Source organism: Nonomuraea sp. NPDC050547, from assembly GCF_044457345.1.
Taxonomy (GTDB): Bacteria; Actinomycetota; Actinomycetes; order Streptosporangiales; family Streptosporangiaceae; genus Nonomuraea.
This window is the reverse complement of sequence record NZ_JBITGW010000016.1, coordinates 43,655-69,977: the sequence shown is the minus strand read 5'-3', so window position 1 is coordinate 69,977 and position 26,323 is coordinate 43,655. Positions and strand designations below refer to the sequence as shown.

Genomic DNA, 26,323 nt, shown 5'->3' with positions numbered 1-26,323 from the left:
GGTACGGCTTTCATGAGGTAAGCCTGATGTCGGCCCCGACGGCAGGCGGCCGTTATTGGGCATGGAGTCGGATACTGTGCAGGTGTGACACCCGGGAAGTCCTCCGCCGAAGCAGCGCGCCCTGCGCGGCGCAGGCTCAGCGTCGACCGGCGTCGCGAAGAGCTCATGGCCGCGGCCCTTGAGCTGTTCAGTAAGCGCGATGCGGAAGACGTCTCCATCGACGACGTGGCCAGCGCCGCGGGCGCCTCACGGGCGCTCGTGTACCACTATTTCGGCGGCAAGCAGGAGCTCTATGTCGCCGCGCTGAAAAGCGCGGCACAACAGCTGGAGTCCCGGCTTCGGCCGCAGGAGGGCGGCAGGCCGCTCGACGAGCTGGCCGCCGGGCTCAGGCGCTACTTCGACTTCGTGGAAGAGCACGCGGCCGGGTTCGCCGCGCTGCTGCGCGGGGGGCCGGCCAACCGGGCCGGCGAGGTCGGCGAGATCGTCGACGGGGTCCGGCAGCGGTTGTTCCGCCTCATCCAGAAGCAGATGCGGGTCGAGCAGCCCTCGCCGGTGCTGCGCACCACGATCGTGTCCTGGATCGCCTCCGTGGAGACGGCCGGGCTGGACTGGCTGGAGCACCGCGACATCGAGCGTCCCGTGCTGGAGAAGATGCTCGTGGACCACATGATCGCGTTGCTCGGCGTCGCGGCGAACTACGACCGCGAGGTGCGGACCCTCTTCGAGGGCCTGGCCCACAAGCAGTTCCCCGCCTGAACGGGCGGCCGCGCCATGCTCTCGCGCCAGGAGAGCGGGCCGCCCTGGAGTGGGAAGGATGGCGCCGGGCGGGCGGCGCCAACTCCCGTATGCGTCCCCCGACGCGCGGGGCGACATGACGTCGTCACGCGGGTGGACCGGGCCGGAGACCCTGGCCCACCGTGAAACCCCCCTATAGGTCCGTGACGACCTCGGAGTTACTCCGAGCGCTGCTGCGGAATCCCCGCCAGCAGCGCGCGGACCTCGGTCTCCCGGTATCGCCGGTGACCGCCGAGGGTGCGAATCGACGTCAACTTGCCCGCCTTGGCCCACCGGGTAACGGTCTTGGGGTCGACCCTGAACATGGTCGCGACCTCGGCGGGCGTGAGCAGTGGCTCGGCCTCGGGTGTACGAGCTGACATTTGTGCGGCCTCTCCTCCGTGTGGACCGGCATCTGCGATCCCTGCGACTGCCTTTGCGCGTGTCACGGATGTCCCCCTATAGCCCAGAGCGTGCGGCTTTTCTGAGCCATATGCGGCATCACCCGAAGTGACCATACCGCCACGCAGAGCGATTGGCGAGCCCTTCTTTGACCCAACTGCCCGCCCACATGGCGATGTCACGCTCGGTGATTCTAGCGACACGTTTCGTGGTATCGCAGTGAAAACGGCAAACTACTCAGTTCGCAGAAGCCAGCAGGCGTGACACGTGACCCACTCATGCCGTGCTCTTGCTGGTCAGGACCCCTGTATGGGGTTCAGTTGGCAGATTCCAGAAGTTGCATTGACTTCCAGCGCAAGATCACCCGCTGATACATCGCGAACGCAAGTTCTTCTTGACCTGTGTCCAATCCGGTCAAAGCAGCCGAAAGCTCCGCTACAGACTGGTCCGCCTGGAGCGCGTCGTCGTCCATCAGATGGACGAGGCCGCCGTAGTCGAGCTCCACCAGCGAGTGCGGGTGGAACTCCTCCAGCCAGCGGGCCACGTCCTCCACGTCCAGCCCGGCCGCCACGTCCCCCAGATGCTTGCGCAGCACCTGGAGCGCCTTGGCCGAGCGCCGCCTGGCCTGCGCCATGGAGGTCACGTAGATGAGGTTGCGGCCGGTGGTGGTGGTGAGGTCCTGGCCCTTGGGCGGCGTCGAGCCCAGCACCAGCCACCGCTCGTTGCCGTCGAAGGGGATGAACCACGCCGGTGGCACGTGCCAGGTCGTGGTCCTGATGTGGGTGCGCAGCACCGAGGAGCCGCCCGTGCGCTTGAACCGGTCGAAGTCGTCGGCCGTCTGCTCGGCGATCGTCTTCGGGACCAACCGGTCCATCATCTTCACGGGAACCGTCCCGCGCAGCCGTGAGAACGCCAGCCACGAGCGCAGCCGCGTCTGCCAGGGGCAGACATAGAGGCGATCCTCAACGCGGCGCAAATAGGCGTTGGGGCTCTCCTGGGCCGGTGCGGGGTGCGGCGGCATGCCGAGCAGGCGCCGGACGGACTCGCCGTGCTCGGCCTGCAGCGCGTTGGCCCGGCGGGGGCGGTCACGCGACTCGGCGTATTCGGCCCAGACCTTCCGCTCAGACTCGCTGAAGGCGGTCAGCGGCTCATAGACGCGGAGGTACGCGGCGTAGGGCAGCACGGAAGGCATCGTGTCATGAAGACAGCCTGCTTGCACCGTTGCTGCCACTACCCTGAGAGGTGATCTCCGCCGCGAAGATGCGGCGGAACCGGACAGGGAGTCACTACCGTGACCGACGTCTTCGGCACGTCCCACAAGGACGTTCACGAACAGGTCGTCTTCTGCGCCGACGAGCAGAGCGGCCTCCGCGCGATCATCGCGATCCACAACACCCAGCTCGGGCCCGCACTCGGGGGGACACGTTTCTACCCCTACGAGAGCGAGGCGGCCGCGCTGGCCGACGTGCTCAACCTGGCCAAGGGCATGGCGTACAAGAACGCCCTCGCCGGCCTCGACCACGGCGGCGGCAAGGCCGTCATCATCGGCGACCCCGCGACACAGAAGTCCGAGCCCCTGCTGCGGGCCTACGGCCGCTTCATCCAGTCGCTGGGCGGCCGCTACATCACCGCCTGCGACGTGGGGACCTACAGCCCCGACATGGACATCGTCGCCAGGGAGTCGCGTTTCGTCACCGGCCGCACCGTGGAGCACGGCGGCGCCGGTGACTCCTCGATCCTCACCTCGTTCGGCGTCTTCCAGGGCATGCGCGCCTCGGCCGAGCGGGTCTACGGCACGCCGTCCCTGCACGGCAGGCGGGTCGGCGTCGAGGGCGTGGGCAAGGTCGGCCACCGGCTCGTCGACCTGCTGCGCGAGGACGGCGCCGAGGTGGTCGTCTGCGATGTCAGTCAGGAGGCGATCGAGCGGGTGCGCCAGCGCCATCCGGAGGTCGAGGTGGTGGCCGACGCCGCCGCCATGGCCGTCTCCGACATCGATGTCTTCGCCCCGTGCGCCCTGGGCGGCGCGCTGACCGACTCGGTGGTGGAGACGCTCCGTGCCAAGATCGTGTGCGGCGCCGCCAACAACCAGCTCGCCCATCCCGGCGTGGAGAAGCAGCTCGCCGACCGGGGCATCCTCTACGCTCCCGACTACGTGGTGAACTCCGGCGGGGTCATCCAGGTCGCCGACGAGATCGAGGGCTTCAACATGGAGCGCGCGCGGTCCAGGGCCGCCAAGATCTACGACACGACCTTGAAGATCTTCGGAATCGCCGCTGAGGAGGGCGTACCTCCGGCGGCGGCAGCCGATAGGCTGGCAGAGCGCAGAATGTCGGAAGTCGGGCGAATCAGGGGCATTTGGCTGGGCGCCTGACGCCCCGCGCCCATACGACGTACCGAGCTGGGCACAAAACAGGTACGGTAATAGGCGAACGAGAGGCTGACGTCCGAAGACAGCGGCGTCAGCGAGTGGTGCGTTAGCGACGAGGGGTCGGGGACGACCCCACACGAGGGGGTCGAGCCAATGGGGCGCGGCCGAGCAAAGGCCAAGCAGGTCAAGGTTGCTCGCCAGCTGAAGTACAACAGCGGTGGCACAGATCTTGAACGTCTTCGCGATGAACTCGGGGTCGGAGACTCCGGCCAGACCGACGACGACGCCGACGACCTCAACGATGAGCTGGCGGATCGCTATGCCGATTACGCCGATGACTACGGCGCTGAGGACGACGACGATGACCGTACGTCCGGCCGCCGGTAGCCGGTCTCCCGGTTGACGTCTTGTGCAGGCACCCGGTGCGGGATCCCCGCGCCGGGTGCCTGTGTGATGTGATCCACTCATGAACACGCCTCTGAGTGACACCGCCAGGAAGATCCTCGACGCTCCCAACATCGGCGTTCTGGCCACCCTCAACCCCGACGGCAGTCCGCAGACCTCCGTCGTGTGGGTGGGCACGGACGGTGACGACGTCGTGATCTCCTCCCAGTCGGGCCGGCGCAAGGTCACCAACCTGGAGCGCGACCCGCGGGCCAGCCTGAGCGTGTTCGACCTCACGGACCCCGACCTGTACGTCGAGGTCCGCGGCGTGACGACGGTCACCGAGGACGAGGGCCGGCGGCTGGCGGTGGAGCTGGCGGAGAAGTACGAGGGCGAGGGCGCCGGCCGGGCGTACCTGGAGTTGCCCGGGGAGATGGTCCGCGTGGTGATCCGGCTGACTCCCCAGCGGGTGATCAGCAACGCGGGCTGATCACGCGGGCCGGTAGTGAAGGTGGACGACGCCGGTGGCGAAGGTGGCGGAGCCGGCCAGCCTGAGCGGCAGCCGTTCCGCCGACTCGTCGAACAGGCGGGTCCCCGAGCCCAGCACGATCGGGTGGACGTAGAGGTGCAGGTCGTCGACGAGACCCGCGCCGAGCAGGGCGCGGGTCAGCGTGACGCTGCCGGTCATGCCGATGTTCCCGCCGGGTCCCTCCTTGATCCGGCGCAGTTCCTCGACCGCGTCGCCGCTGATCAGGGTGGAGTTGTTCCAGTCCGCGCCGGCCAGCGTGGTCGAGACGACGAGCTTGCGGACGTTGTTGAGGTGGTCGGCCATCGGGTCGCTGCGGTGCGGCCAGGACGAGGCGAACACCTCGTAGGTGACCCGGCCGAGCAGCAGGGTGTCGGAGCCCTCCTGCTGGGCCATGACGGCCCCGGTCATCTCGTCGTTGACGTAGGGGAAGTGCCACTGGTCCGGTGCCTCCACCACTCCGTCGAGGGAGACGAACAGGCCGGCGACGATCTTTCTCATGGGTTTCTCCTTCTCGGTGGTTCTGCTTCCACGTCGATCGGGAGATGTGACAGGGAACGTACCGGGGTCAGCGTTCGCGCAGGATCGCCGCGCCGTCGCCCGACAGTTCGTCCAGGTAGTCCCCGCGCCCGGCCATCGCCATGATCAGCGCCAGTGTCGAGCCGGTCACCAACGGCCCTGAGCCGCTCGCGAACGGCCCGTCCACGGCCGCCAGCCGCAGCCCGCGTACCTGCCGCTTGGCCGGGACGACCTGGTTGGAGCCCACGTAGTACCCGGCCAGGCGGGTCAGCGTGCCGATCGGGTGGTCGCGGCGGATGCCCAGCGGGCGGCGGATGTCCTCGCCGTGGACGACCGTCTCGCCCAGCATGGCGATGGCCGACAACGGCCTGGTCCTGCTCGTGACGGCCCCGCGGAAGCGCTCCAGCGTCTCGTCCGGCGACGCGCCCAGTTGCTCGCGCAGCCGCATCGCCACCTGCCGGTCGAAGTCGAACCGGCAGCGCACCACGCCCGCCAGCCACCGCAGAGGAGTGAGCCGGGCGGCCGAGGTCAGATGGGCCAGCACCTCGCGCACGCTCAGGCCCTCGCACAGGGACGGCGTCGCCCACCGCTCGTCCGTCAGCGCCGCGAGATCGTCGGCCAGAGCCGCCCGCTCGGCGAAGATCAGCGCCCAAAGTCCGGTATCTGTCATGTCAGAGCACCTCCTGTCGTTGACAGGTAGGACTGCGGTCATGCTGCAGAATCGTCGCCGTGACGGAAAACGACGACCTGGAGCGGGCCCGGGAGGGGGACGACGCGGCGTTCACCCGGCTCGTCCAGCCGCTCCAGCGTGAGTTGCACGCCCACTGCTACCGCATGCTGGGCTCCGTCCACGACGCCGACGACGCCCTGCAGGAGGCGCTGCTGCGGGCCTGGCGCGGGCTGGCCCGGTTCGAGGGGCGCTCGGCGCTGCGGTCCTGGCTGTACACGGTGGCCACCCGTACGTGCCTGGATCTGGTGAAGGATCGTGACCGGCGGGCCCTGCCGGTCGACCTCGGGCCGTCGAGCGGGCACGTGGTGCTCGACGCCGCTCCGGTGACCGAGCAGCGGTGGCTGGGGCCGTACCCGGACGTGGGGTTGGGGTATGAGCAGCGTGAGGCGGTCGAGCTCGCCTTCGTGGCGGCGCTGCAACATCTGCCGGGGAACCAGCGTGCCGCCCTGCTGCTGTTCGACGTGCTGGGGTTCTCGGCCGCGGAGATCGCCGCCATGATGGACGCCTCCACGACCTCCGTGAACTCCGCGCTCGCCCGCGCGCGCAGGGTCGTCGCCGACCGGGTTCCCGCGCCCGGCCGGGCCTTGCGGACTCTTGCGGACGTCCGGGTCCGTGAGCTCGTCACGGGGTTCGCGACCGCGCTCGAACGCGGCGACGCAGACGCTCTGGTCGCGCTGCTCACCGCCGACGTCACCTGGTCGATGCCGCCCCTGGCCCAGTGGTACGGCGGGCTGCCCGCGGTCACCGACTTCGCGGTCCAGGTTCCGCTGGCCCGATGCCCCAGCTTCCGCCACCTGCTCACCGGCGCGAACGGCCGGCCCGCCGCGGCCTTCTACCTCGGCGAGTCGGCCGACGCGACGCATCAGGCCTGGTCGATCACGGTGTTCGGGCTGCGCGGAGACCGGATCGCCGAGATCACCTCGTTCCTCGGCGCCGAACACTTCCCGGCCTTCGGACTGCCCGTGTCAGTGCCCGATCGGGCGTAGGTGCCTGAGCAGGGTCAGGGAGGAGACGGCCAGGGCGAGCACGATCACAGCGCTGATGCCCGAGACGACGACCAGCCCCTGGGTGAAGGCGCCCTGCGCCTCCGCGATCAGGGCGGCGGCCTGCGCCGGCGCGAGGCCGGAGGCGGTGTCGAGGGCCTCGCCGAGCGAGTCGCCCGCCTGCGGCGAGGTGGCGAGGCCGCCATAGACGGCGGTGCCGACGCTGCCGAGCAGCGCGACGCCGAGCGCGATGCCCAGCTCGCCGCCGCACTCCCCGATGGCGGAGGCGGACCCGGCCCGCTCCTCCGGCGCCGAACCCACGATGAGACCGAGGCCCAGGGCGCCCACGGGGGCCATGCCGAGGAACGCGATCGTGACGCCGGTGAAGAGCACGACGAGCCCGTCGCCGGCCACCATCACGACGAAGCCGGCCGCCGACACCACGAGCCCCACTCCGACCACGAGTCCTGGCCGGAACCTCCCGGCGATCACCGGTGCCGCGAGCGAGCCGCCGACCAGGCCCAGCGCGGGCAGCGCCATCCACAGCCCGGCGCTCAGCGGCGACAGGCCCTCGACGAGCTGGAGGTGCTGGCTCACGAACAGGTACACGCCGCCCTGCGTCACCATGGCCAGAGCCAGGATCAGCAGCGCCGTCCTGAAGGACCGGTTGGCGAACAGGCGCATGTCCAGCAGCGGCTCGGCCAGCGTGCGCTGCCGCCGTACGAACGCGGCTCCGCACGCCAGCCCGACCACCACGGCCACGTACGCCACCACCTGGCCAGGGTCGTCGGCCAGTTCCTTCAGCCCGTAGACGAGCGGCAGGAGCGCGGCCATCGACAGGGCGACGCTGGCCAGGTCGAGCCGGGCCGAGCCGCCGCCCCCGGTCTCCGGCAGATAGGCGAGCCCGCCGAGCACGACCAACGCCATGATCGGCACGCCCATCAGGAACACCGACCCCCACCAGAAGTGCTCCAGCAGCATTCCGCCGATCACCGGCCCGGCCGCCGCCCCGCCCATGAAGCACGCGGTGAACACACCGATGGCGATGGCCCGCTGCCTTGCCCCGGGGAACAACCCGGCCACCAGCGCCAGTGCCGACGGCCCGATCGCCGCCCCGGCGACGCCCAGGAGCACCCGCGCGACGATCAGCATGGTCGTCGAGGTGGAGTAGGCGGCCAGCGCGGAGGCGGCGCCGAACATGACCGAGCCGATCAGGAGCAGCCTGCGCCGGCCGATCCGGTCGCCGAGCGAGCCCATGGTGATGATGAATCCGGCGATCATGAAGCCGTACACGTCGGTGATCCACAGCAGCTCGGTGGCGCTCGGATTCAGATCGACGGCCAGATGGGGCAGAGCCAGCAGCAGAACGGTGTTGTCCACAGCGAGCAACAACGTGGCCAGGGCGAGCACGGACAGTCCCAGCCACGCCCCGGCCCCGGTACGGGGAACAGTAGTAGTCATGTGATCAGCCTCAAGGGCGGACGTTCGGGAAATGTTCGGAGGTGTTTAGGGTGAGCTTCATGCGCTTCGCCGTGTTGGGGCCGCTTGAGGTGATCGCCGACGATCGCCCGGTAGGGGTGCCCGAGCGTAAGGTGCGGGCCCTTCTGGCCGGGCTGCTCGCCCACCACGGGCGGGTCGTTCCTTCGGTGCGGCTGATCGAGAGCCTCTGGGGCCCTGAACCACCGGGCAACCCGCTGGCCGCGCTGCGCGCCAAGGTCTCGCAGCTGCGCCGGGCGCTGGACGAGGCCGAGCCCGGGGCCAGGCTGCTCGTCGTCACCCGCGCGCCCGGCTACCTGATCGAGGCCGACACCGACGCGCACCGCTTCCAGGCGACCCTGGACCGCCTCCCGTCCACGGGCGGGCCCGGCGAGCGGGCCGCCGTGCTCGCCGAGGCGCTGGCGTGGTGGCGCGGGCCCGCGTTCGCCGACTTCGCCGACTCGCCTCTCGTGCACAGGACCGCCGTCCGGCTTGAGGAGCAGCGCCTGGCCGCCGTCGAGGACTATGCCGACGTACGGCTCGCGCTCGGCCAGGACGCCGAGCTGGTCGGCGAGCTGAGCGAGCTCACCGCCCAGCATCCGCTGCGGGAACGCTTCCACGCGCTGCTGATGCGCGCCCTCTACCGGTCGGGACGGCAGGCCGACGCCCTGGAGGTCTACCGCGCCCTGCGTGAGCGCAAGCGCGAGGAGCTGGGCCTCGACACCGCGCCCGAACTCGCCGCCCTGCATCAGGCGATCCTCGAACAGCGCCCCGCCCTCCACCGGCCCGCGCCCGCCCCGGAGCCCGCGCCCGCCCGCCTGCCCGAGCCGCTGACCGAGCTCGTCGGCAGGGAGGAGGCGCTGGCCGGCCTGCTCGGCCTGGCCGCCTCGGCCCGCCTGGTCACGCTGACGGGCAGCGGCGGGGTGGGCAAGAGCCGCCTGGCCCTGGAGGCCGCCCGCCGCCTGTCCGACCGCTTCCCCGACGGCGCCCACCTGGTGGAGCTGTCCGCCTCCTCGGAGTCAGAGGTGCCAGGGGTGGTGGCCGCGGCGCTCGGGCTGCGCGACGACGGCGAGCTCGCCGCCGCCCTGGGCACCCGGCGGGCGCTGCTGATCCTCGACAACTGCGAACACGTCGTCGAGCCCGTGGCCAAGCTCGCCGACCTGCTGCTGCGCGCCGCACCCGACCTGCGCGTCCTGGCCACGAGCAGGGAGCCACTGGGCGTCGCGGGCGAGGTCGTGCGGGAGGTCGCGCCGCTGGACCCCGCCGCCGCCGCACGCCTGTTCACCGCCCGAGCCCTCCCCGGTACGCCGCTGGCGCCCCAGGACGCCGAAGCCGTCGAGGTGATCTGCCGCCGCCTGGACGGCATCCCGCTGGCCCTGGAGCTGGCCGCGGCCCGGGTGCGGTCCATGGGCGTGCGCGCCCTGGCCGACCGGCTGGACGACCGCTTCCGGCTGCTGTCGGCCGGGCGCCGAGCCGGGCCCGCTCATCAGCGCACGCTCAAGGCGGCCATCGACTGGAGCTGGGACCTGCTCAGCGAGCCGGAGCGGGTGGTGTTGCGGCGGCTGGCCGTACAGGTGGGCGGGTGCACGCTGGAGGCGGCGGAACGGGTGTGCGCGGTGCCCATGCCGCTGCCCGGAGGACCGCCCGGCGACATCGAGCTGGCAGCCGAGGCGCAGGCGGCCGGGGTCGGGCCCGACCACCTCGACCCGGCCGGCGTCGCCGACCTGCTGGCCCGGCTGGTGGACCGGTCGCTGGTCGTGCGCTCCGGGGGGAGGTACCGGCTGCTGGAGTCCGTGTCCGCCTATGGCATGGAACGGCTGCGCGAGTCCGGCGAGCACGACCTCGTCCTGCGGTGGTATGCCACGTACTACACCCAGTTCGCCGAGTGTGCCGAGGCGTACCGGTCGGGGCCCGCCCGGCACCGCTGGGTGAGCCGGCTGGACGTGGAGAGCGCCAACCTGCGCGGCGCGCGGGAGGCGGCCGAGCTGCTGGGCGACACCCGCCTGGCCACCCGGCTGACCGGCTCGCTCGGCTGGTACTGGACCCAGGCCGGACGACTGCCCACCCCCCTGGACGAACCAGCCACCGCCACCCTCTGAAAGCCTCCACGGCCTCCCACGACTTCGACGGCCTCCCGGGGCCTCCGCGGTCTCCCCTCCCTCCCACCTTCCTCAGCCGCTCCGGCCGCTCCGGTCCCGCGGTGCGGTCCCGCGGCCTCCCTTCGCGGCCTTCACGGCCTCTCTGAGGCTTCCATGGCCCTCTGGGGCGGCAACGGCCTGGAGGCTACGGGCGGAAGTCGGTGGCGTGTTCGGTGGCCCATTCGGCGAAGGTGAGTCCGGGGCGGCCGAGGATTCTCTCGACCTCGCCGGTGACCAGGTCGTGCTGGAGGTAGGAGCGGGCCTGCAGGGTCAGGAAGCCGTCGGCCAGCGCCTCGGGCACCCCGCCGCGCAGGAAGCCCTGCCGCGCGGCTTCCGGCGCGACCTCCTCGAAGCGCAGCGGCCGGCCGATCGCCGCGCCGATGGTCTCGATCATCTCCTGCTGGGTGAGGGCACGCGGGCCGGTCAGGACCGGGCGTTCGCCGGCCAGGTCGCCGGTGAGCAGGGCGTGCGCGGCCACGGCGGCGAGGTCGCGCTCGTGCAGGGGCGCCCACGCCGCGGCGGCGTACGCGCCGCGCACGGTGTCACCGGCGCGGATCTGGGCGGCCCACGAGCCGATCGTGTTGACCGCGTAGTAGCCGGAGCGCAGGGCCGTCCACTCCATGCCGGAGGCGGTGACGGCCGCCTCGGTCTCCTTGTTGTACTCGCCGCGCAGCCGGGAGGGCTGCTCGTCGAGGTCGTGGTCGACATTCAGGGCGGACATGGTGACCACCCGCCGGACCCCGTGCTCGCGGGCCAGGCTCAGCAGCCGGTCGGCGGCGGCCGTGACGGCGCGCGGGTCGGGGTTCAGGCCGAGGGCACGCGGGTTGAGAAACAGGCTGGAGACGCCGTCCAGGGCGCCTGCCGGGTCGCCTTCCACGACGTCGACGCCGTCGGGCAGGGCGGCGGCGCGCGCGTCGCGGGTCACCGCGCGCACCTTGGCTCCTTGGGCGAGCAGGAGGTCGATCAGCGGGCGGCCGACGGTGCCGGTGGCTCCGGTGACCAGGACGGTCGCGTTCGGAAGTCGTATCATATGGAAACCGTAACATATAGTTTGAGAGTCATACGATATGAGTTCCGTAGAAGGTGATCCGCGTGAGCGGAGGCGAGTCGTCAGGGCGGTCAAGGAGTCCCTGCGCGACCTGAACATCCAGCTGGCCCTGCTCAACCGTCAGATCGGTACGCAGGTCAACCTCAAGGACGTCGACTGGAGCTGCCTCGACCTGCTCAACCGGCACGGCCCGCTCACCCCCAGCGCGCTGGCCCGCAAGGCCGGTCTGCACCCCGCCACGCTGACCGGCATCCTCGACCGCCTCCAGCGCGGCGGCTGGATCGTGCGCGAACGCGACCCCGACGGCCCCGACCGCCGCGCCATCACCGTTCGGGCCCGCCGCGAACGCAACCGGGAGGTCTACCGGCTCTTCTCCGGCATGAACGCGCAGATGGACGCGCTCTGCGAGGACTACACCGACAGCGAGCTCGCGCTCATCGCCGGGTTCCTCCAGCGCACCACCGGCGCCGGCCGCGCCGCCACCGAGCGGTTCACCGACGACTGAACGAGCCCTGCCCGCCGAACGAGCCCTGCCCGCTGAATGAGCCCCGGCCACTGAAGCCCTACCCGCAGGCGTCCCGGCAGCAGCGGACGAAGTCCTGGACGACGGGGTCGGCGTCGGCGGCGGGTGGCCAGGCGATGCCGACCCGGGTCGGGCTGACGCCGGTCACGGGTCGGTAGGTGACGCCGGGACGGGCGTAGTAGCGGGCCGACGAGGCGGGGGCGAGGGCGACGCCGTACCCGTTGGCGATGGCCTGGAGCCAGGCGTCGGGCTGGTCGGTGGTGGCGCCGACGCGCGGCGGGCGGCCGTCGCGCTCGTCGGCGGCCAGCCAGTAGTCGCGCCACCGGCCGGTCTCCTGCGGCGCGGCGACGAAGGCCTCGTCCCACAGGTCCGCGAAGGCGATCTCGGCGCGCGCGGCGAGCGGGTGGGACGAGGGCAGCGCGACCCAGCGCGGCTCCTCGAGCAGCACCTCGTGCCGCATGGCCTCCTGCCCGGGGAACGGCAGGCGCAGCAGGGCCGCGTCGACCTCGCCGTCCGCCAGCCCGGCGCTCGGGTCGGACCAGGCGGCCTGCCGCATCTCCACCCGCCAGCCGGGACGCAGCCGGCCGAACGCGGCGACGATGTCCGGCGTGGCCTCGTTGGCCGCGCTGGCCAGGAACCCGACCCTCAGCACGCGGGCGGCCACGCTCGCGGCGCTCTTCGTCTCGCGCAGCGCCTGGTCGCAGGCGGCCAGCATGCCGGGCGCCCGCTCGCGCAACGCCCGCCCCGCCTCGGTGAGCGCCATCCCGGCCCGCGAGCGGGTGAACAGCCGCAGGCCGAGCTGCGTCTCCAGGCTCTTGATCTGCTTGGTCAGCGCGGGCTGGGACACGTAGAGCCGCTCGGCGGCCCTGGTCAGGTTGCCTTCTTCGGCGACGGCGAGGAAGGAGCGGACGAGCCGCGTGTCCACATCCATTCCATCAGGTTATCGATACGGCTATTGGACGCCTTCGGCGCTGCTCGGCGAGGGTGGAACACGTATCCAGCGAAGGGGGAACATCCGGTGTTCACCGTCTATGTCGTGGTGGTCGTCGTGGCCGCCGCATGCAACTTCGCGGCGGCCGCCGTCGACTTCGCCCGCGCCGAGTGGGTCCTCGCCAACATGGACAAGTACGGCGTGCCGCGTTCGTGGATCACCTCGCTGGGCGTGGCCAAGGCGGCGGGGGCGGTCGGGCTGCTGGCCGGGCTGGCCGTACCCGCGATCGGCATCGCCGCGGCGGCCGGGCTGGTGTTCTTCTTCGCCGGCGCCGTGTTCACCGTCGCGCGCGCCCGCGTCCACGCGCACCTGCCCTTTCCCGGGACCTTCCTCGTGCTGGCCGCGGCCTGCCTGGCGCTGGCGCCCGCCGCAGTCTAGGGGTTGGGCAGCGAGGGGTGGGCCGGCCAGGGGCCGGGGTTGAGGATGGCCCAGCGTTCGTGGTCGCGCCAGGCGCCGTCGATGAACAGCATCTCGGGGGAGAAGCCCTCATGGCGGAAGCCGAGGCGCTGGACGAGCTTGAGCGAGGCGTGATTGCCCGGCTGGATCTGGGCCTCCAGGCGGTGGAGCCGCAACTGCTCGAAGGAGTAGCGCAGGACGAGGGCCAGGCCCTCGCTCATGTAGCCGTGGCCGGCGGTGGGGGCGAAGGCCGCGTAGCCGAGCGAGCCGTTCTGGAAACGGCCGCGGATGATGCTGTTGATGTTGACCAGGCCGGCGATGTCACCGCTGTCGCGCAGGCACACCAGCAGGCGGCGGGTGGTCGCGGGGTCGAAGTGGGCCAGGTAGGCCTGGTACTCCTCGGCGGTCGCGGGCAGGGACATCCAGGGGTGGTGAAGCTCCGCGCTGGCCTTGGTCAGTCTGGTGAACTCGTCCTCGTCGTGCCTGGTCATCGGCCGTAGCGTCACCCGCCCGGCCCCCGGCGGCAGGCTCGCCAGGAACGTCTCCACCTCTGCCGCGATCTGCACGAGCCCCTCAGTCATGCGTGGCACTGTACAGCTACAGCCAGCCCCGCGACTCGGCCACATGCACCGCTTCGGCACGGTTTCGAGCGCCGGTCTTGCCGATCGCCGACGACAGGTAGTTGCGTACCGTCCCCTCGGTCAGGAACAGGCGGCGGGCGATGTCGGCCACGGTCGAGCCGTCGCGGGCCGTGCGCAGCACCTCGCGTTCCCGCTGTGTGAGCGGGCTCGGCCCGACGGCGCTCGCGCTCACGGCCAGCTTGGGGTCGATCACCCGCTCACCCGCCATCACCCGCCGTACGGCTGCCGCCAGCTCCGCGGCCGGCGCGTCCTTGACCACGAACCCGGCCACCCCGGCGTCCAGAGCCCGGCTGAGATAGCCGGGGCGCCCGAACGTGGTCACGATGACCACCCGCCGGCCCCGCAGCCGCTCGGCCACCTCCAGCCCGGACATCCCGGGCATCTCTATGTCGAGCAGGATGACGTCGGGCCGGTGCTCCGCCGTCGCGGCCTCGACCAGGTCGCCCCGGCCCACCTGGGCCACCACCTCGATGTCGGCCTCCAGGCCCAGCAGCGCGGCCAGCCCGCCCCTGACGAGGTCCTGGTCGTCGGCGATGAGCACGCGGATCACGCGGCCTCCAGCGGGACGCGGGCATACAGGCGGTATCCGCCCTCCGGCAGCGCACCCACATCCAGCGACCCACCGGCCCCGGCCACCCGCTCGGCCAGCCCGGTCAACCCGTGACCCCGCCCGGCCGCTCCGTCCAGAAGCCCGTCCGTTCCGTCGAGAAGCTTGCCCGCTCCGTGCTGAAGCCCTGCCGATCCGTTCAGACGCGCGGCCGGAGGTATGGGCGTGGGGGGAGGCGCCGTCGCGGGGCCGTTGTCGCGGACCTCCAGATCCGCCCAGCTCGTGTCCACACGCAACGTGATCCGGCAGCGCCGGGCACCGCTGTGGCGCAGGACGTTGGTGGCGGCCTCGCGCACCGCCCACGCCAGCAGTGTCTCCGCGGCCCCGGGGATCGGGCCGCCGGCGGGGGAGATCTCCACCTCGATCCCGGCCAGTTCCAGCTCCCGCGCCGCCTTCTCCAGTTCTTCCGACAACGCCGGGACCCGGTATCCGGCGACGGCGTGCCGTACCTCGTCGAGGGCCTGGCGGGCGGCGGCCTCCACGTCGCCCATCTCCCGCGCGGCGCGGTCGGGGTCGGTGCGGGCCAGCCGGGCGGCGAGCTGGCTTCTGATGGTGATCGAGGTCAGGGTGTGGCCGAGCGTGTCGTGCAGGTCCCTGGAGAAGCGCAGCCGCTCGTTGTCCACGGCGAGCTGGGCCACCTGGGCGCGGGCGGCGGCCAGCCGGGCGAGCAGGTGGCCCATCCGCTTCATGCCGTGTACGGCGCCGGCCTGGGCCAGGATGACGAGCACCAGCCACCACACCCGCAGCCCGTGCGCGAGCAGGACGCCCATGGTCACGGCGATGGTCAGCAGCACCCCGGCGACGAACCCGGCGCCGCCGGTCGTCGCGGCCAGTCCGGTGATGACGTAGATGAAGGCGACGAACGCCCAGGGCGGCCCGAGCACGGGAAGGAGCGCGATCGCGGCCGCGGCCAGCCCGGCCATGGGCCACCGCCGGGGCACGCCGCTGTTCTCGCCGAGCATCCGCCACATGATCGCCATCCAGCAGCCCGACAGCACCGCGAGCCCGGCGACGGCCCACAGGACGCGCGGCAGGGCCGGACCGGTGGACAGGAACGTCCACAGCGGCCAGAGCGTCACCAGCAGCCAGGCCACCGAGCCCGCCCTGACCTGGCTACGGCCCTTGCCGAACTCGCCGCGTGCCGCCACCTTCACAAGGCCCGACGGTAACGCCAGGCGGCCAGCCCGGAAAACAGCAACGTCCACCCGGCCAGCACGACCAGCGACTTGACCGTCGGCCAGTCGCCCGCCAGGGCCCGCCAGCCGAGGGATCCGGCCTGGTAGGCGGGGCTGTACTCGGCCAGGGTCCGCATGAACTCCGGCATGAGCTGAACCGGCAGCCACAACCCGCCCAGGACGGACAGCCCGAAGAAGACGGCGATCATGGCCAGGTTCGCAGCCTGCCCGTTCATCGTGTAGCCGAAGGTGACTCCCAGAGCGGCGAACGGCACCACGCCCACCCAGATCAGCACCACGAGCGCGGGCCAGGTGCCGGGCGGCAGCCGTACACCGGAGATGAGGGCGCCCCCGCCGAGCACGGCGAAGATGCTCGGCAGAACCCCGGTCGCGCCCGCGATCAGCTTGGCCGAGATGTAGCCGTGGGCGGGCAGCGGCGTGACGGCGAGCTGCCGCAGCCAGCCCTTCGAGCGCTCCATGGCGATCGCGCCGCCGATGAACAGCGCGCCGCCCATCGCGCCGTAGACGGCCATCGAGACCATCGTGTACGCGGCGAAGTCGACCTGCTGCGGCCCCGCCGGAACGACCCGCAGCACCTTCGTCCACACCAGGTAGAGCACGAGGGGGAAGACGGTCAGCATGATGAGGCTGGTGGTGTTGCGAACGGACCGCAGCAGTTCGAGCTTGACGTAGGAGCCCATCAGTTGCCTCCCGTCAGGCTCACGAAGGCGCTTTCGAGGTCGGTCCCGGCCGTGCGGACGTCTCTGGCGTCGGCGAACGTCGCGAACAGCGCGCGCAGCGTCGCGTCGGAGTCATTGGTCCGCAGTACGGCGGCGCCGCCCTCCACCCGGACCTGGCGCACCCCGGGCAACGCCTGGAGCACCCCCACCTCGGCGGCGTCCAGCGTGACGTGCACCTCGCTGCCGCCGACCAGCTCCTTGATCTTCTCGACCGGTCCGTCGGCCACGACCTTGCCCTTGGCCAGCAGGATCACCCGGTCGGCGTAGTCGTCGGCCTCGGTGAGGTAGTGGGTGGCGAAGACGGCGGTGCGGCCCTGGGCGGTGCGCGCCCGTACCTCCTGCCACAGGGCGCGGCGGCCGTCCACGTCGAGTCCGACGGTGGGCTCGTCCAGCACGAGCAGGCGCGGGTCGCCGATCAGGGCGAGGGCGATGCGCACCCGCTGCCGTTGTCCGCCGGACAGCTTGCCGATCCGCTGGGCCGCGAAGCCGTCCACGCGGGCTGCGCGCAGGGCCCGCTCGACCGGCATCGGCTTCTGGTACATGCCGGCGGTCGCCGTGACCAGCTCGTTCACGCGGACGTCCTCCAGTAGGCCGGACTCCTGCAGCAGGACGCCGACCAGGCCCTTGCGCAGGGCCTCGACCGGCGGGTGTCCGAACACCGCGGCGGTGCCCGAGGTGGGCGGGAGCAGGCCGAGGGCGATGGAGAGCAGGGTGCTCTTGCCCGCGCCGTTCGGGCCGAGCACCGCGATCGTCTGGCCCTGCTCGGCGGTCAGATCGACGCCGTCGAGGGCTCTGGCCGGGCCGTAGCGTTTGCTGACGGCCGTGAGTTCCAGGGCGTTTGCCATGGAAAGAGGCTGCTCGACGGGCCATGCACGCGGGTAGTGCCGTATGTCAGTGTTCTGACGGCACGGAGGCCATGGGCTGAATATCCGGGATCATCCCACGATCATGGGACCTGCGCGACATACGATGGTTCCTGTGACCGAGCTCGAACGTGTTCCGCCCGGCGTCGACCCCACCGTCCCCAGCTCCGCCCGGGTCTACGACTACCTGCTCGGTGGCAAGGACAACCTCGCGGTGGATCGAGCGGTCGCCGACAAGTTACTGGCGCTCGCGCCGGACACGAGACTCGTCGCCCGCGCCTCCAGGGCCTTCCTCACCCGCGCCGTGCACCACATGGCCCAGCGGGGCGTACGGCAGTTCATCGACCTCGGCACCGGCATCCCGACCTCGCCCAGCGTGCACGAGGTCGCCAGGAGGACCAACCCCGCCTGCCGGGTCGTCTACGTCGACTACGACCCCGTCGTACGGCTGCACGCCGAGGTGCTGCTGGCCAGCGCCCCCGGCGTGGCCGGCATCCTGGCCGACGCCAGAGATCCCGACGCCATCTTCGCCGACCCGCACGTCAGCGGCCTCATCGACTTCGAGCAGCCGGTCGGGGTGCTGATGGTCGGGCTGCTCCACTTCGTCCTGGACGGCGAGGACCCCCACGGCATCGTCAAGCGCTTCCGCGAGCGGATGGCGCCGGGCAGCCATCTCGTGCTCACCCACGCCATGGACGAGAGCCACCCCGAGGCGAAACGGCAGCTCGGCGTCGCCACCGCCGGCTCGCCGATCCAGTCGGTGTTCCGCACGCGCGAGCAGGTGCTCGGCTTCTTCGACGGGTTCGAGCTGATCGGGCCGGGACTGGTGCCCGTGCAGGACTGGCGGATGCCGGAGGACGAGGTGCCGGCCGTACCGCTGCTGGACGGCCCACCCCACGTGCTCATCGACGCGGGAGTGGGCCGGATGGCGGGTTAGGAGTAGCGGGCGGCGCCGGTGCCGGGGACGATCTCGCCCAGGACCCACGCGGGCAGCCCGCGCGACTCCAGCAGGCGCAGTGCCGCGTCGGCCGCCTCGGGGGCGACGATCGCGGCCATGCCCACACCCAGGTTGAACGTGCGGTCCATGGCCTGCCGCTCGATCGAACCGTGCCCGGCCAGGACCTGGAAGACGGCGGGCACCGTCCACGACTCCCGCGACAGCACCGCGTCCAGCCCTGGCGGCAGGGAACGCGCGATGTTGCCCTCGATGCCGCCGCCGGTGATGTGGGAGTAGGCGCGCACCTCGACCGAGCGGGCCAGCTCCAGGCAGTCGAGGGAGTAGATGCGGGTGGGCTCCAGCAGTTCCTCGCCCAGCGGGCGGGCGAGCTCGGGCAGCTCGTCGTCCAGCGACAGCCCGGCGTTCTTCACCACGTGCCGCACGAGCGAGTAGCCGTTGGAGTGGATGCCCGACGAGGCCAGGCCCAGCACCACGTCGCCCGCGCGCACCCGGTCGGGGCCGAGCATGTCCGCGGCCTCGACCACGCCCGTGCCGGCGCCGGCCAGGTCGTACTCGTCGGCGCCCATGGCGCCGGGGTGCTCGGCGGTCTCGCCGCCGACCAGCGCGGCCCCGGCCAGGCGGCAGCCCTCGGCCACGCCGCCGACGATCTCCGCGACACGCTCGGGCACCACCTTGCCGCAGGCGATGTAGTCGGTCATGAACAGCGGCTCGGCACCGCAGACCACGAGGTCGTCGAGGACCATGCCGACCAGGTCGATGCCGATGGTGTCGTGCTTGCCGTACTGCTGCGCGATCATGACCTTGGTGCCCACGCCGTCGGTCGACGTGGCCAGCAGCGGCCGCTTGTAGCGCAGCAGGAACGAGGCGTCGAACAACCCGGCGAAGCCGCTGGCGTCGTCGACCACCTCGGGCCGCCGCGAGCGCGCGACCTTGGCCTTCATCAGCTCGACGGCGCGCTCGCCCGCCGCGATGTCGACGCCCGCGGCCTCGTAGGTGGTCACTTGGTGCTCTCCAACACGTACTTCCCGACGTTGTCCTGGTCGATCGGGATCGGGTAGCTGCCGTCGAAGCAGGCTCGGCAGAGGCGGTCGGCGGGGATGGTCGTGGCCTCGGTCAGGCCTTCCAGGGAGATGTAGCCGAGCGAGTCGGCGCCCAGGGAGGCCCGGATCTCCTCCACCGACAGCGAGCCGGCGATCAGCTCGGCGCGGGTGGCGAAGTCGATGCCGTAGAAGCACGGCCAGGAGACCGGCGGGGAGGAGATGCGCACGTGCACCTCGCGCGCGCCCGCCTCGCGCAGCATCTTGACGATCGCGCGCTGGGTGTTGCCGCGCACGATCGAGTCGTCGACGACGACCAGCCGCTTGCCCTCCACGACCTCGCGCAGCGGGTTGAGCTTGAGCCGGATGCCGAGCTGGCGGATGGTCTGCGACGGCTCGATGAACGTGCGGCCGACGTAGGAGTTCTTGACCAGGCCCTGGCCGTAGGGGATGCCGGACTCCTCGGCGTAGCCGACGGCGGCGGGGGTGCCCGACTCGGGCGTCGGGATGACCAGGTCGGCCTCGACCGGGTGCTCGCGGGCCAGGACCCTGCCGACCTCGACGCGGGTGACCTGCACGCCGCGCCCGGCGATCGTGGTGTCGGGGCGGGCCAGGTAGACGTACTCGAACAGGCAGCCCTTCGGCTCGGCGACCGCGAACCTGCGCGAGCGCACGCCGCGCTCGTCGATGGTGAGCAGCTCGCCCGGCTCGACCTCGCGCACGAACGTGGCGCCGACGATGTCGAGCGCGGCCGTCTCCGAGGCGACGACCCAGCCCCGCTCCAGGCGGCCCAGGACCAGCGGGCGGATGCCCTGCGGGTCGCGGGCCGCGTAGAGGGTCTTCTCGTTCATGAACACCAGCGAGTAGGCGCCGAGCACCTGCGGGAGCAGTTCCGCGGCGGCGTCCTCGATGGAGCGGCTGCGGTCCTGCGCGAGCAGGGTGGTGAGCACCTCGGTGTCGGTGGTGGCCCTGGTGGTGCCCGGCTCCAGGCGCTGGGCCAGGACCGGGGTGTTGATCAGGTTGCCGTTGTGGGCGAGTGCGAGCCCGCCCTGGTCGGTGGAGCTCAGCGTCGGCTGAGCGTTCTCCCAGACGCTGGAACCGGTGGTGGAGTAGCGGCAGTGGCCGATGGCCAGGTGACCGCGCAGGGTTCCGAGCACCGACTCGTCGAAGACCTGGGCGACGAGCCCCATGTCCTTGTAGACGAGGATCCTGCTGCCCTCGCTGACCGCGATGCCCGCGGACTCCTGGCCGCGGTGCTGCAACGCGTACAGCCCGTAGTAGGTGAGTTTGGATACTTCCTCGCCTGGGGCCCACACGCCGAAGACACCGCAGGCATCCTTGGGAGCACGGTCTTGGGGGTCCAGGTCATGGCCGAGTCGGCCGTCGCCCTTCAGCACGTACCTCAGTTTAGGTCGGCCACTTCCGTGCTCGCACACCCGGGTGCGAGATCAGGTGATATGGGCGGATCGTGCCGCGTTCGACCCTTCTCGGATGATCTCGCCGGTGAGGTTGTGGTTGGCCGCGGAACCGAGGAAGAGCAGGAGCGCCGCCACGTCGTCCGCGGTGGACAACCTCTTGCTGGGTGTACGGTCGGCCACCGCGTCGAACACCTGCCCGGGGATCGGACTGCTGTCCGTCCTGGTCAGGCCGACAGCTGCCACGTTCACCAGGACGCCGTCCATGCCCGCCTGCCAGGCCAGCGTGCGGGCCAGGCCGTGCAGGGCCATCTTGGCGGTGCCGTACGGGCCGGCGCCGGGCGTGCCCTCCTCGGCGATCCCGGAGGAGACCAGAACGACCCGTCCGAAACCCCGCTCCCGCATCGCGGGCACCACGGACTGCGCGAGCACCACGTTGCCGAGCACGTTGGCATGGAGCATCTCGCTCCAGTGCTCGATCGGAATCTCCTCGAACCTCTCGGTCCTGGGCGCGTCCCCGCCCCACATGACCGCGTTGGCGATCACCGAGTCGAACGGCCCCGCCGCGGCGACCGCCGCCCGGACGCTCCCGTGCTCACCCAGATCCAGATGGACGGCCGCGGCCGTCCCGCCGGCCTGCTCGATCTCCTTCACGACCCGCTCGGCACGGTCGGGGCCGGACTTGTAGGTCAGCGTGACACGGTGCCCGGCGCGGCCGAACGCGCGGGCGGTGGCGGCGCCGATGCCGGAAGAGCCGCCGGTGACGAGAACATGCATGTGAACTCCATCCCTTGCTATTAGCCAACTAATTAGTCGGCTAATCGCAAGGATGCAAGGGAGTTTCGCCCTCGGCGGAAGGGCAGGCCCACAACTGGCCGACCAACCGCACCATCGTCGCCCGGTCCTCCGGGGCGAGCTGGGCCAGCACCTCGCGGTCGTTGCGCTCCCAGATCTCCTCCACCGGCCCCTGCAGCGCCTTGCCCGCCTCCGTCAGATGGACGTGGCTCAGCCGGGGCCGCTTCGAGTCCGGCGTGCGGCGCACGAACCCCGCCCGCTCCAGGCGCTGGATCGTCTTCGTCACCGTGGGCGGCTCCACGCCCAGCCGGGCGATCAGCTCGCTCTGCGACAGCCCGTCCTCGCGCCACAACTGGTTGAGCAGCATCTCCTGGCCCACGTGCAGGCCCAGCTCGGTCAGTTCCGCCGCCACCCGGTAGCGGTGCACCTTGGTGATCTTGATGAGCGCGTAGGTGAGGGTCTCGTCGAGCATGCCTTCATCTTGCCCGCCGCCAGCGGTTTTGGCGCAACATGAGGCAACCGTGGGCGGACTCTTACCGTGTCGCGCGGTTGCGGGGACAGGGCGCGCGCGAAGGTGGGGTATCCGGCTATGACGACCCCGTCGGGAGACGCAGACGTGACCACACCTGGGGACCCGGACGAGCCGCGCCCACCTGCGCACGGCCGTCCCGCACCAGACGCGCCAGACCAGCCGTCGCCGCCGCCCGCACCACCACCCGCACCGCCCACGCCGCCGCCCACGCCGCCGCCCTCGCAGCCGCGCGCGGCCGGGCCGGACGACGACCTGCCCGAGCCGCCCGACTCCGAAGAGCCGCCCGCCTCGTGGTGGGTGGAGGAGACGGTGCCGGGCGAGGACGAGACCGGCGCGGCCGGGCAGGGCGACGGCGGACGGGAAGAGCGCGGGGCGGGGGAGCCCGAGGCGTGGGGAGGTGCGGCGGCGGAGGAGCCGATCACACCGGTTCCGCCCGTGGTGCCGCCGACCGCGCCGCCGCCACCCGCGCCGGAGCCGTCCCCGTGGAACGAGCCGGACGTGCCCGCGCCGCAGGACACCGAGCGCACCACCGCGTACGAGATCCCGGAGTGGGCGCGCGACGACACGCCTCCGGCCGGGACGCCCGAGCCCACCCGGTCCTGGGACGCGCCGGAGCCGCAGGGTTCCGAGCAGCCGGGCGCGGGGGAGACGCAGGCGTACCAAGTCCCGGGTTCCACGCCGTCCTACCCGGGCTGGGAGAGTTCCTCGCCGGCGTCGAGCTGGGAGGGTCCGGGCGGCTCGTCGTCATCGGGCCCGCAGCCGTCGCGCTACGACCCGCCCACGCCGCCGGAACGCCCGACGTTCGCTCCGGCCGGCCCTTACGAGGGCGGACCCAAGGAGTACGGCACCGGCGCCACCTACGGCGAGCCCGCTGAAGGCGGCACCCCGGGCGGCGGAACACCCGGCGGTCCAGGCGCGGCAGGTGCGGCGGGCGCGGCGGGTGCCGCCGCCGCGGGTGCGGCGGCAGGCGCGGCCTTCGGCGCCGCGGCTCCAGGCGGCCAGAGCGGCCAAGGTGGCCAAGGCGGCCAAGGCGGCCAAGGCGGTCAAGGCGGTCAAGGCGGTCAGAGCGGCCAAAGCGGTCAAGGCGGTCAGGGGCAAGGCGCCAGCGGTCAAGGCACCGGTGGCCAGGGTGCGGGCGGGCAAGGAGCGGGTGCGGGGGAGGTGCCCTATGGGGCGGGACCGCCTCGGGATCCCTATGCGGCCGCTGCCCAGAGCCCGGCGGAAGGCCCGGTCCCCGGCGCCTCCCCGTACGGCGGCGCCGACCCGTCGGTCCCCGGCTCCACCCCGTCCAGCCCGTACGGCGGCGCCCCGGGCGGCCCCGCCTATCCGCCCTCGGGAGGCGGCGCCTACACCCCGCCCACCGGCGGCCCCGGGCCGTACCAGCCGGACTGGCAGCCCAAGAAGCCCGGCAACGGCCTGGCGGTGGCGTCGCTGGTGCTGGGTGTGGCGAGCGTGTTCCTGCTGCTGGTGTGCTTCACCGGCGTGCTCACCGCGATCATCGCGATCGTGCTGGGCGCGGTCGCGCTGTCCAAGGGCGGCGGCAAGGGCATGTCCTGGACCGGCATCGGCCTGGGCATCGCGACGCTGGTCCTGGCGGTGTGCGGGTTCTTCGCGATCCGCGCCTACTTCTCGGAGTGCGCCAACCTGCCGCCGCAGCTCAGCGAGCGCTGCGTGCAGAGCAAGCTCCCGTGGGGCACCCCCTGACGTCAGAGGGGGAGGAATTCGGATAGGTCGGCACGGGCGCCGCTCGCTGAGACGGCGCCCTTCGCCATTGCCTCGTCCCACCCGATCCGGCCGAGCGCCAGGTCGATCCACGTGCGCGCGTCGGTCTCGACCACATTGGGCGGGGTCCCCCGGGTGTGCCTGGGTCCTTCGATCGCCTGCACGGCGGCGTGCGGCGGCACCCTGACCTCGACGGTACGCCCCGGTGCCCCGGACGCCAGCCGTTCCAGCAGATACCGCACGGCCAGCCGCTCGGCGGCCCGCTCGGGAGCGGCGCCCCGGTCGTAGGCGGTCACCACGGCCCCGACCAACGTGTCGGCGAGACCGGCCGCCGGGCCGTCGTATTCCGGCTGGTCGTTGGCGATCAGCTGCGCGTCGAGCGCGGCCCTCAGCTTGTCGGGGTCGATCTTCCTGGCTGCCATCCCCCCATTCTCCAGCCCCGACTCCCACGTACCCCCAGCCAGCGTTCATCGAGGCGGTGACCGTCGTTCACCGGCGGTTCCGAATGCGGCCGTAGCGTCCCGGCGGAACGATTGCGCACCACCTTGGAGGAACCCCGTGTTGCTGCCCCTGCTCAACGACTCGCACAAGGGCGGCCGATCGGCCCTGACGTGCATGTTCCGATGCGGCAACGCGTGCGCGCACGACGTCGCCAACCGCAGCGGCAACGCCTACTTCAGCGACATCGCCGCCGAAGCCCTGTCCCGTCGCGGCGCCCTGCGCGCGGGCGCCCTGGGCGCGCTGGTGGTCGGGGCGGGTGCGGCGGGAGCCGTACCCGCGATGGCGGATCCCGCGGAGCCGGACGGAGAGCTGTCCGCGGCCGGCCGGCACCACGGTGACCTGCGCTTCACACCGGTGCCGCCGAACAAGGACGACGCGCTGCGCATCCCGGACGGCTACCGCTCCTCCGTCGTGGTCCGCTGGGGCGACCCGGTGCTGCCCGACGCCCCCGACTTCGACTTCGACAACCAGACGGCCGAGGCGCAGGCCAAGCAGTTCGGCTACAACTGCGACTTCGTGACGCTCTTCGAGATGGGGCGCAACCGCGGGCTGCTCTGGGTCAACCACGAGTACACCGACGAGTCGCTGATGTTCCGCGGGTACACGGCGGCGACGGCGACACCCGAGCAGATCAAGATCGCGCTGGCCGCTCACGGCGGTTCGGTCGTGGAGGTCGAGCGCGTCCGGAGCACTGGCGAGTGGAAGCTGGTGACGAGGGGCCGGCGGCGCTACAACCGGCGCGTCACCGCGCAGACCCCGATGCGCTTCACCGGTCCCGCCGCGGGCCACGACCTGCTCAAGACGGCGGCCGACCCGGCCGGCCGCAAGCCGGTCGGCATGCTGAACAACTGCGCCGGCGGCACCACCCCCTGGGGGACCGTGCTGACCGCCGAGGAGAACTTCGACCAGTACTTCGTCAACGGCGACAAGAACAACCCCAACATCGCCCGCTACACGATCCCGACGAACATCCAGGCGAGCAACCGCCGCTTCGACAAGGTCGAGGAGCGCTTCGACCTGGCCAAGCACCCGAACGAGGCCAACCGGTTCGGGTGGATCGTGGAGATCGACCCGTTCGACCCGGACTCGACGCCGCTCAAGCGCACCGCGCTCGGCCGCTTCAAGCACGAGGCCGCCACCACCTCGATCTCGCGTGACGGCCGGCTTGTGGTGTACATGGGCGACGACTCGCGCTTCGAGTACATCTACAAGTTCGTCTCGAAGAAGCGCTACATCCCGGGCTTCGACCGGCACAACCGCGGGCTGCTCGACGAGGGCACGCTGTACGTGGCCAAGTTCACCGGCGACAGCCCCAAGGAGGAGATCGACGGCTCCGGCAAGCTGCCCGCCGACGGCGCCTTCGACGGGTCCGGCGAGTGGATCGCGCTGGTGTCCGGCGACGAGTCGCACGTGCAGGGGATGAGCGCGGCCGAGGTGCTGATCTACACGCGTACCGCCGCCGACAAGGTGGGCGCGACCAAGATGGACCGGCCTGAGGACATGGAGCGCAACCCGGTCACCGGCGCGGTCTACGTGGCGCTGACCAACAACACCGCCCGTACCCCCGCCCAGGTGGACGAGGCCAACCCGCGCCCGTCGAACAAGCACGGCCACGTGCTGGAGATCGTCGAGGGCCGCGGCAACGGCTTCGCCTGGTCGCTTCCGCTGGTCTGCGGCGACCCGAACGACGCCTCGACCTACTTCGCCGGATACGACAAGACGAAGGTCTCGCCGATCTCCTGCCCGGACAACCTGGCCTTCGACCGCGACGGCAACCTGTGGATCTCCACGGACGGCAACGCGCTGGGCGCCAACGACGGACTGTTCGTCACGCCGATGCGCGGCCGAGAGCGCGGGCACGTCCGCCAGTTCCTCACGGTGCCGGTGGGCGCCGAGACCTGCGGCCCGATGGTCACCGACGACCAGCGCAGCGTCTTCGTCGCGGTCCAGCATCCGGGCGAGATCGACGGCGCCACTCCGGACAACCCCGCCAGCCGCTGGCCCGACGGCGAGCAGCCCCGCCCGTCGGTCGCCGTCGTCTGGCACGGCCAGGGCCGCAAGATCGGCTCCTGAAAAACG

28 protein-coding genes are annotated in these 26,323 nt (G+C 71.7%); 11 read left to right on the top strand and 17 right to left on the bottom strand.

All coding sequences use genetic code 11. The features are described 5' to 3' along the window. Nucleotides 1–84: 84 nt before the first annotated feature. Nucleotides 85–756 (top strand): TetR/AcrR family transcriptional regulator, encoded by a 672-nt coding sequence (locus tag ACIBHY_RS35090; RefSeq protein WP_397105581.1) that lies wholly within the window; start codon nucleotides 85–87, stop codon nucleotides 754–756. Between the two features lie 197 nt (nucleotides 757–953). Here the strand turns inward: ACIBHY_RS35090 and bldC are convergent, their stop codons facing one another. Then, complete coding sequence (gene bldC, locus ACIBHY_RS35085) at nucleotides 954–1,157, bottom strand: developmental transcriptional regulator BldC (protein WP_013133571.1); 204 nt, start codon at nucleotides 1,155–1,157, stop codon at nucleotides 954–956. A gap of 335 nt (nucleotides 1,158–1,492) precedes the next feature. After that, nucleotides 1,493–2,359 (bottom strand): hypothetical protein, encoded by an 867-nt coding sequence (locus tag ACIBHY_RS35080; protein ID WP_397254819.1) that lies wholly within the window; start codon nucleotides 2,357–2,359, stop codon nucleotides 1,493–1,495. 108 nt (nucleotides 2,360–2,467) lie between these two features. Between ACIBHY_RS35080 and ACIBHY_RS35075 the strand changes: the two genes are divergently transcribed. The 3 genes from ACIBHY_RS35075 (at nucleotide 2,468) to ACIBHY_RS35065 (ending at nucleotide 4,418) form a co-directional block, all read left to right on the top strand. Next, nucleotides 2,468–3,547 (top strand): Leu/Phe/Val dehydrogenase, encoded by a 1,080-nt coding sequence (locus tag ACIBHY_RS35075; RefSeq protein WP_397254384.1) that lies wholly within the window; start codon nucleotides 2,468–2,470, stop codon nucleotides 3,545–3,547. 150 nt (nucleotides 3,548–3,697) lie between these two features. Next, on the top strand, nucleotides 3,698–3,931 hold the full coding sequence (locus tag ACIBHY_RS35070) for a DUF3073 domain-containing protein (protein ID WP_379614054.1): 234 nt from the start codon (nucleotides 3,698–3,700) through the stop codon (nucleotides 3,929–3,931). A 79-nt stretch (nucleotides 3,932–4,010) separates the two neighbouring features. Continuing rightward, the gene (locus tag ACIBHY_RS35065; protein ID WP_397254382.1) at nucleotides 4,011–4,418 is read left to right on the top strand and encodes a PPOX class F420-dependent oxidoreductase; all 408 of its coding nucleotides are present in this window, start codon (nucleotides 4,011–4,013) and stop codon (nucleotides 4,416–4,418) included. Here the strand turns inward: ACIBHY_RS35065 and ACIBHY_RS35060 are convergent, their stop codons facing one another. Both ACIBHY_RS35060 and ACIBHY_RS35055 read right to left on the bottom strand, forming a co-directional pair. Next, entirely contained in the window at nucleotides 4,419–4,955 is a 537-nt protein-coding gene (locus tag ACIBHY_RS35060) for a dihydrofolate reductase family protein (RefSeq protein WP_397308938.1), read from the bottom strand. 67 nt (nucleotides 4,956–5,022) lie between these two features. Beyond that, nucleotides 5,023–5,643, bottom strand: a complete 621-nt coding sequence (locus ACIBHY_RS35055) for a maleylpyruvate isomerase family mycothiol-dependent enzyme (protein ID WP_397308937.1) — start codon at nucleotides 5,641–5,643, stop codon at nucleotides 5,023–5,025. 59 nt (nucleotides 5,644–5,702) lie between these two features. Between ACIBHY_RS35055 and ACIBHY_RS35050 the strand changes: the two genes are divergently transcribed. Next, nucleotides 5,703–6,689 (top strand): sigma-70 family RNA polymerase sigma factor, encoded by a 987-nt coding sequence (locus ACIBHY_RS35050; protein ID WP_397308936.1) that lies wholly within the window; start codon nucleotides 5,703–5,705, stop codon nucleotides 6,687–6,689. Here ACIBHY_RS35050 and ACIBHY_RS35045 read toward each other — a convergent pair. Beyond that, nucleotides 6,669–8,147: an MFS transporter gene (locus ACIBHY_RS35045; protein ID WP_397308935.1), complete on the bottom strand. Its 1,479-nt coding sequence runs from the start codon at nucleotides 8,145–8,147 to the stop codon at nucleotides 6,669–6,671. The two genes, ACIBHY_RS35050 and ACIBHY_RS35045, sit on opposite strands and share 21 nt — an antisense overlap. Before the next feature lie 59 nt (nucleotides 8,148–8,206). Between ACIBHY_RS35045 and ACIBHY_RS35040 the strand changes: the two genes are divergently transcribed. Then, nucleotides 8,207–10,261, top strand: a complete 2,055-nt coding sequence (locus ACIBHY_RS35040; protein WP_397308934.1) for a BTAD domain-containing putative transcriptional regulator — start codon at nucleotides 8,207–8,209, stop codon at nucleotides 10,259–10,261. Between the two features lie 184 nt (nucleotides 10,262–10,445). Here the strand turns inward: ACIBHY_RS35040 and ACIBHY_RS35035 are convergent, their stop codons facing one another. Then, entirely contained in the window at nucleotides 10,446–11,330 is an 885-nt protein-coding gene (locus ACIBHY_RS35035) for an NAD(P)H-binding protein (protein WP_397308933.1), read from the bottom strand. A 37-nt stretch (nucleotides 11,331–11,367) separates the two neighbouring features. Between ACIBHY_RS35035 and ACIBHY_RS35030 the strand changes: the two genes are divergently transcribed. Then, a complete protein-coding gene (locus tag ACIBHY_RS35030; RefSeq protein ID WP_397308932.1) occupies nucleotides 11,368–11,853 on the top strand; it encodes a MarR family transcriptional regulator in 486 nt (161 codons plus the stop codon). A 58-nt stretch (nucleotides 11,854–11,911) separates the two neighbouring features. Here ACIBHY_RS35030 and ACIBHY_RS35025 read toward each other — a convergent pair whose 3' ends face one another. Then, nucleotides 11,912–12,802: a LysR family transcriptional regulator gene (locus ACIBHY_RS35025; RefSeq protein WP_397254366.1), complete on the bottom strand. Its 891-nt coding sequence runs from the start codon at nucleotides 12,800–12,802 to the stop codon at nucleotides 11,912–11,914. An 87-nt stretch (nucleotides 12,803–12,889) separates the two neighbouring features. On the opposite strand from ACIBHY_RS35025, the gene ACIBHY_RS35020 reads away from it, so the two are divergent. Then, complete coding sequence (locus ACIBHY_RS35020; protein ID WP_397254364.1) at nucleotides 12,890–13,240, top strand: DoxX family protein; 351 nt, start codon at nucleotides 12,890–12,892, stop codon at nucleotides 13,238–13,240. Here ACIBHY_RS35020 and ACIBHY_RS35015 read toward each other — a convergent pair. From ACIBHY_RS35015 to ACIBHY_RS34995, 5 genes are read right to left on the bottom strand one after another with little or no spacing between them, the layout of a single operon-like run. Beyond that, the gene (locus ACIBHY_RS35015) at nucleotides 13,237–13,839 is read right to left on the bottom strand and encodes a GNAT family N-acetyltransferase (RefSeq protein WP_397254362.1); all 603 of its coding nucleotides are present in this window, start codon (nucleotides 13,837–13,839) and stop codon (nucleotides 13,237–13,239) included. The two genes, ACIBHY_RS35020 and ACIBHY_RS35015, sit on opposite strands and share 4 nt — an antisense overlap. A 16-nt stretch (nucleotides 13,840–13,855) precedes the next feature. Further along, nucleotides 13,856–14,449, bottom strand: coding sequence for a DNA-binding response regulator (locus ACIBHY_RS35010; RefSeq protein WP_397254361.1), 594 nt, complete (start codon nucleotides 14,447–14,449; stop codon nucleotides 13,856–13,858). Then, on the bottom strand, nucleotides 14,446–15,660 hold the full coding sequence (locus ACIBHY_RS35005; RefSeq protein WP_397308931.1) for a sensor histidine kinase: 1,215 nt from the start codon (nucleotides 15,658–15,660) through the stop codon (nucleotides 14,446–14,448). Before ACIBHY_RS35005 ends, ACIBHY_RS35010 begins: the two co-directional genes overlap by 4 nt. After that, nucleotides 15,657–16,382, bottom strand: coding sequence for an ABC transporter permease (locus ACIBHY_RS35000; protein WP_397254357.1), 726 nt, complete (start codon nucleotides 16,380–16,382; stop codon nucleotides 15,657–15,659). The genes ACIBHY_RS35005 and ACIBHY_RS35000 overlap by 4 nt, the downstream gene beginning before the upstream one ends. Continuing rightward, nucleotides 16,382–17,266, bottom strand: coding sequence for an ATP-binding cassette domain-containing protein (locus ACIBHY_RS34995; protein WP_397308930.1), 885 nt, complete (start codon nucleotides 17,264–17,266; stop codon nucleotides 16,382–16,384). The genes ACIBHY_RS35000 and ACIBHY_RS34995 overlap by 1 nt, the downstream gene beginning before the upstream one ends. A gap of 133 nt (nucleotides 17,267–17,399) precedes the next feature. Between ACIBHY_RS34995 and ACIBHY_RS34990 the strand changes: the two genes are divergently transcribed. Further along, on the top strand, nucleotides 17,400–18,221 hold the full coding sequence (locus ACIBHY_RS34990; protein ID WP_397308929.1) for an SAM-dependent methyltransferase: 822 nt from the start codon (nucleotides 17,400–17,402) through the stop codon (nucleotides 18,219–18,221). Here the strand turns inward: ACIBHY_RS34990 and purM are convergent. The 4 genes from purM to ACIBHY_RS34970 are packed head-to-tail and all read right to left on the bottom strand — an operon-like array spanning nucleotide 18,218 to nucleotide 21,961. Next, nucleotides 18,218–19,243, bottom strand: coding sequence for a phosphoribosylformylglycinamidine cyclo-ligase (purM, locus tag ACIBHY_RS34985; protein ID WP_397308928.1), 1,026 nt, complete (start codon nucleotides 19,241–19,243; stop codon nucleotides 18,218–18,220). The genes ACIBHY_RS34990 and purM overlap by 4 nt on opposite strands. Further along, complete coding sequence (purF, locus tag ACIBHY_RS34980; protein ID WP_379614022.1) at nucleotides 19,240–20,676, bottom strand: amidophosphoribosyltransferase; 1,437 nt, start codon at nucleotides 20,674–20,676, stop codon at nucleotides 19,240–19,242. The genes purM and purF overlap by 4 nt, the downstream gene beginning before the upstream one ends. A 51-nt stretch (nucleotides 20,677–20,727) precedes the next feature. Next, nucleotides 20,728–21,471: an SDR family NAD(P)-dependent oxidoreductase gene (locus ACIBHY_RS34975; RefSeq protein ID WP_397308927.1), complete on the bottom strand. Its 744-nt coding sequence runs from the start codon at nucleotides 21,469–21,471 to the stop codon at nucleotides 20,728–20,730. 40 nt (nucleotides 21,472–21,511) lie between these two features. Beyond that, the gene (locus ACIBHY_RS34970) at nucleotides 21,512–21,961 is read right to left on the bottom strand and encodes a MarR family winged helix-turn-helix transcriptional regulator (protein WP_397254347.1); all 450 of its coding nucleotides are present in this window, start codon (nucleotides 21,959–21,961) and stop codon (nucleotides 21,512–21,514) included. A 144-nt stretch (nucleotides 21,962–22,105) separates the two neighbouring features. Between ACIBHY_RS34970 and ACIBHY_RS34965 the strand changes: the two genes are divergently transcribed. Further along, nucleotides 22,106–23,725 (top strand): hypothetical protein, encoded by a 1,620-nt coding sequence (locus tag ACIBHY_RS34965; protein ID WP_397308926.1) that lies wholly within the window; start codon nucleotides 22,106–22,108, stop codon nucleotides 23,723–23,725. A 2-nt stretch (nucleotides 23,726–23,727) separates the two neighbouring features. On the opposite strand, the gene ACIBHY_RS34960 is transcribed toward ACIBHY_RS34965, so the two are convergent. After that, nucleotides 23,728–24,165 carry a sterol carrier family protein gene (locus ACIBHY_RS34960; protein ID WP_397254344.1) on the bottom strand — a complete coding sequence of 146 codons (438 nt, stop codon included), beginning with the start codon at nucleotides 24,163–24,165 and terminating at the stop codon, nucleotides 23,728–23,730. A 193-nt stretch (nucleotides 24,166–24,358) separates the two neighbouring features. On the opposite strand from ACIBHY_RS34960, the gene ACIBHY_RS34955 reads away from it, so the two are divergent. Further along, a complete protein-coding gene (locus ACIBHY_RS34955) occupies nucleotides 24,359–26,317 on the top strand; it encodes a PhoX family protein (RefSeq protein ID WP_397309056.1) in 1,959 nt (652 codons plus the stop codon). The last annotated feature ends 6 nt before the right edge of the window (nucleotides 26,318–26,323 follow it).

Bases quoted from the DNA above. Each gene is read 5' to 3' on its own strand.
- bldC (WP_013133571.1), bottom strand. From the start codon at position 1,157: ATGTCAGCTCGTACACCCGAGGCCGAGCCACTGCTCACGCCCGCCGAG.
- ACIBHY_RS35070 (WP_379614054.1), top strand. From the start codon at position 3,698: ATGGGGCGCGGCCGAGCAAAGGCCAAGCAGGTCAAGGTTGCTCGCCAG.
- ACIBHY_RS35065 (WP_397254382.1), top strand. From the start codon at position 4,011: ATGAACACGCCTCTGAGTGACACCGCCAGGAAGATCCTCGACGCTCCC.
- ACIBHY_RS35060 (WP_397308938.1), bottom strand. From the start codon at position 4,955: ATGAGAAAGATCGTCGCCGGCCTGTTCGTCTCCCTCGACGGAGTGGTG.
- ACIBHY_RS35055 (WP_397308937.1), bottom strand. From the start codon at position 5,643: ATGACAGATACCGGACTTTGGGCGCTGATCTTCGCCGAGCGGGCGGCT.
- ACIBHY_RS35045 (WP_397308935.1), bottom strand. From the start codon at position 8,147: ATGACTACTACTGTTCCCCGTACCGGGGCCGGGGCGTGGCTGGGACTG.
- ACIBHY_RS35040 (WP_397308934.1), top strand. From the start codon at position 8,207: ATGCGCTTCGCCGTGTTGGGGCCGCTTGAGGTGATCGCCGACGATCGC.
- ACIBHY_RS35035 (WP_397308933.1), bottom strand. From the start codon at position 11,330: ATGATACGACTTCCGAACGCGACCGTCCTGGTCACCGGAGCCACCGGC.
- ACIBHY_RS35030 (WP_397308932.1), top strand. From the start codon at position 11,368: ATGAGTTCCGTAGAAGGTGATCCGCGTGAGCGGAGGCGAGTCGTCAGG.
- ACIBHY_RS35025 (WP_397254366.1), bottom strand. From the start codon at position 12,802: ATGGATGTGGACACGCGGCTCGTCCGCTCCTTCCTCGCCGTCGCCGAA.
- ACIBHY_RS35015 (WP_397254362.1), bottom strand. From the start codon at position 13,839: ATGACTGAGGGGCTCGTGCAGATCGCGGCAGAGGTGGAGACGTTCCTG.
- ACIBHY_RS35000 (WP_397254357.1), bottom strand. From the start codon at position 16,382: ATGGGCTCCTACGTCAAGCTCGAACTGCTGCGGTCCGTTCGCAACACC.
- ACIBHY_RS34995 (WP_397308930.1), bottom strand. From the start codon at position 17,266: ATGGCAAACGCCCTGGAACTCACGGCCGTCAGCAAACGCTACGGCCCG.
- ACIBHY_RS34975 (WP_397308927.1), bottom strand. From the start codon at position 21,471: ATGCATGTTCTCGTCACCGGCGGCTCTTCCGGCATCGGCGCCGCCACC.
- ACIBHY_RS34970 (WP_397254347.1), bottom strand. From the start codon at position 21,961: ATGCTCGACGAGACCCTCACCTACGCGCTCATCAAGATCACCAAGGTG.
- ACIBHY_RS34960 (WP_397254344.1), bottom strand. From the start codon at position 24,165: ATGGCAGCCAGGAAGATCGACCCCGACAAGCTGAGGGCCGCGCTCGAC.
- ACIBHY_RS34955 (WP_397309056.1), top strand. From the start codon at position 24,359: ATGTTCCGATGCGGCAACGCGTGCGCGCACGACGTCGCCAACCGCAGC.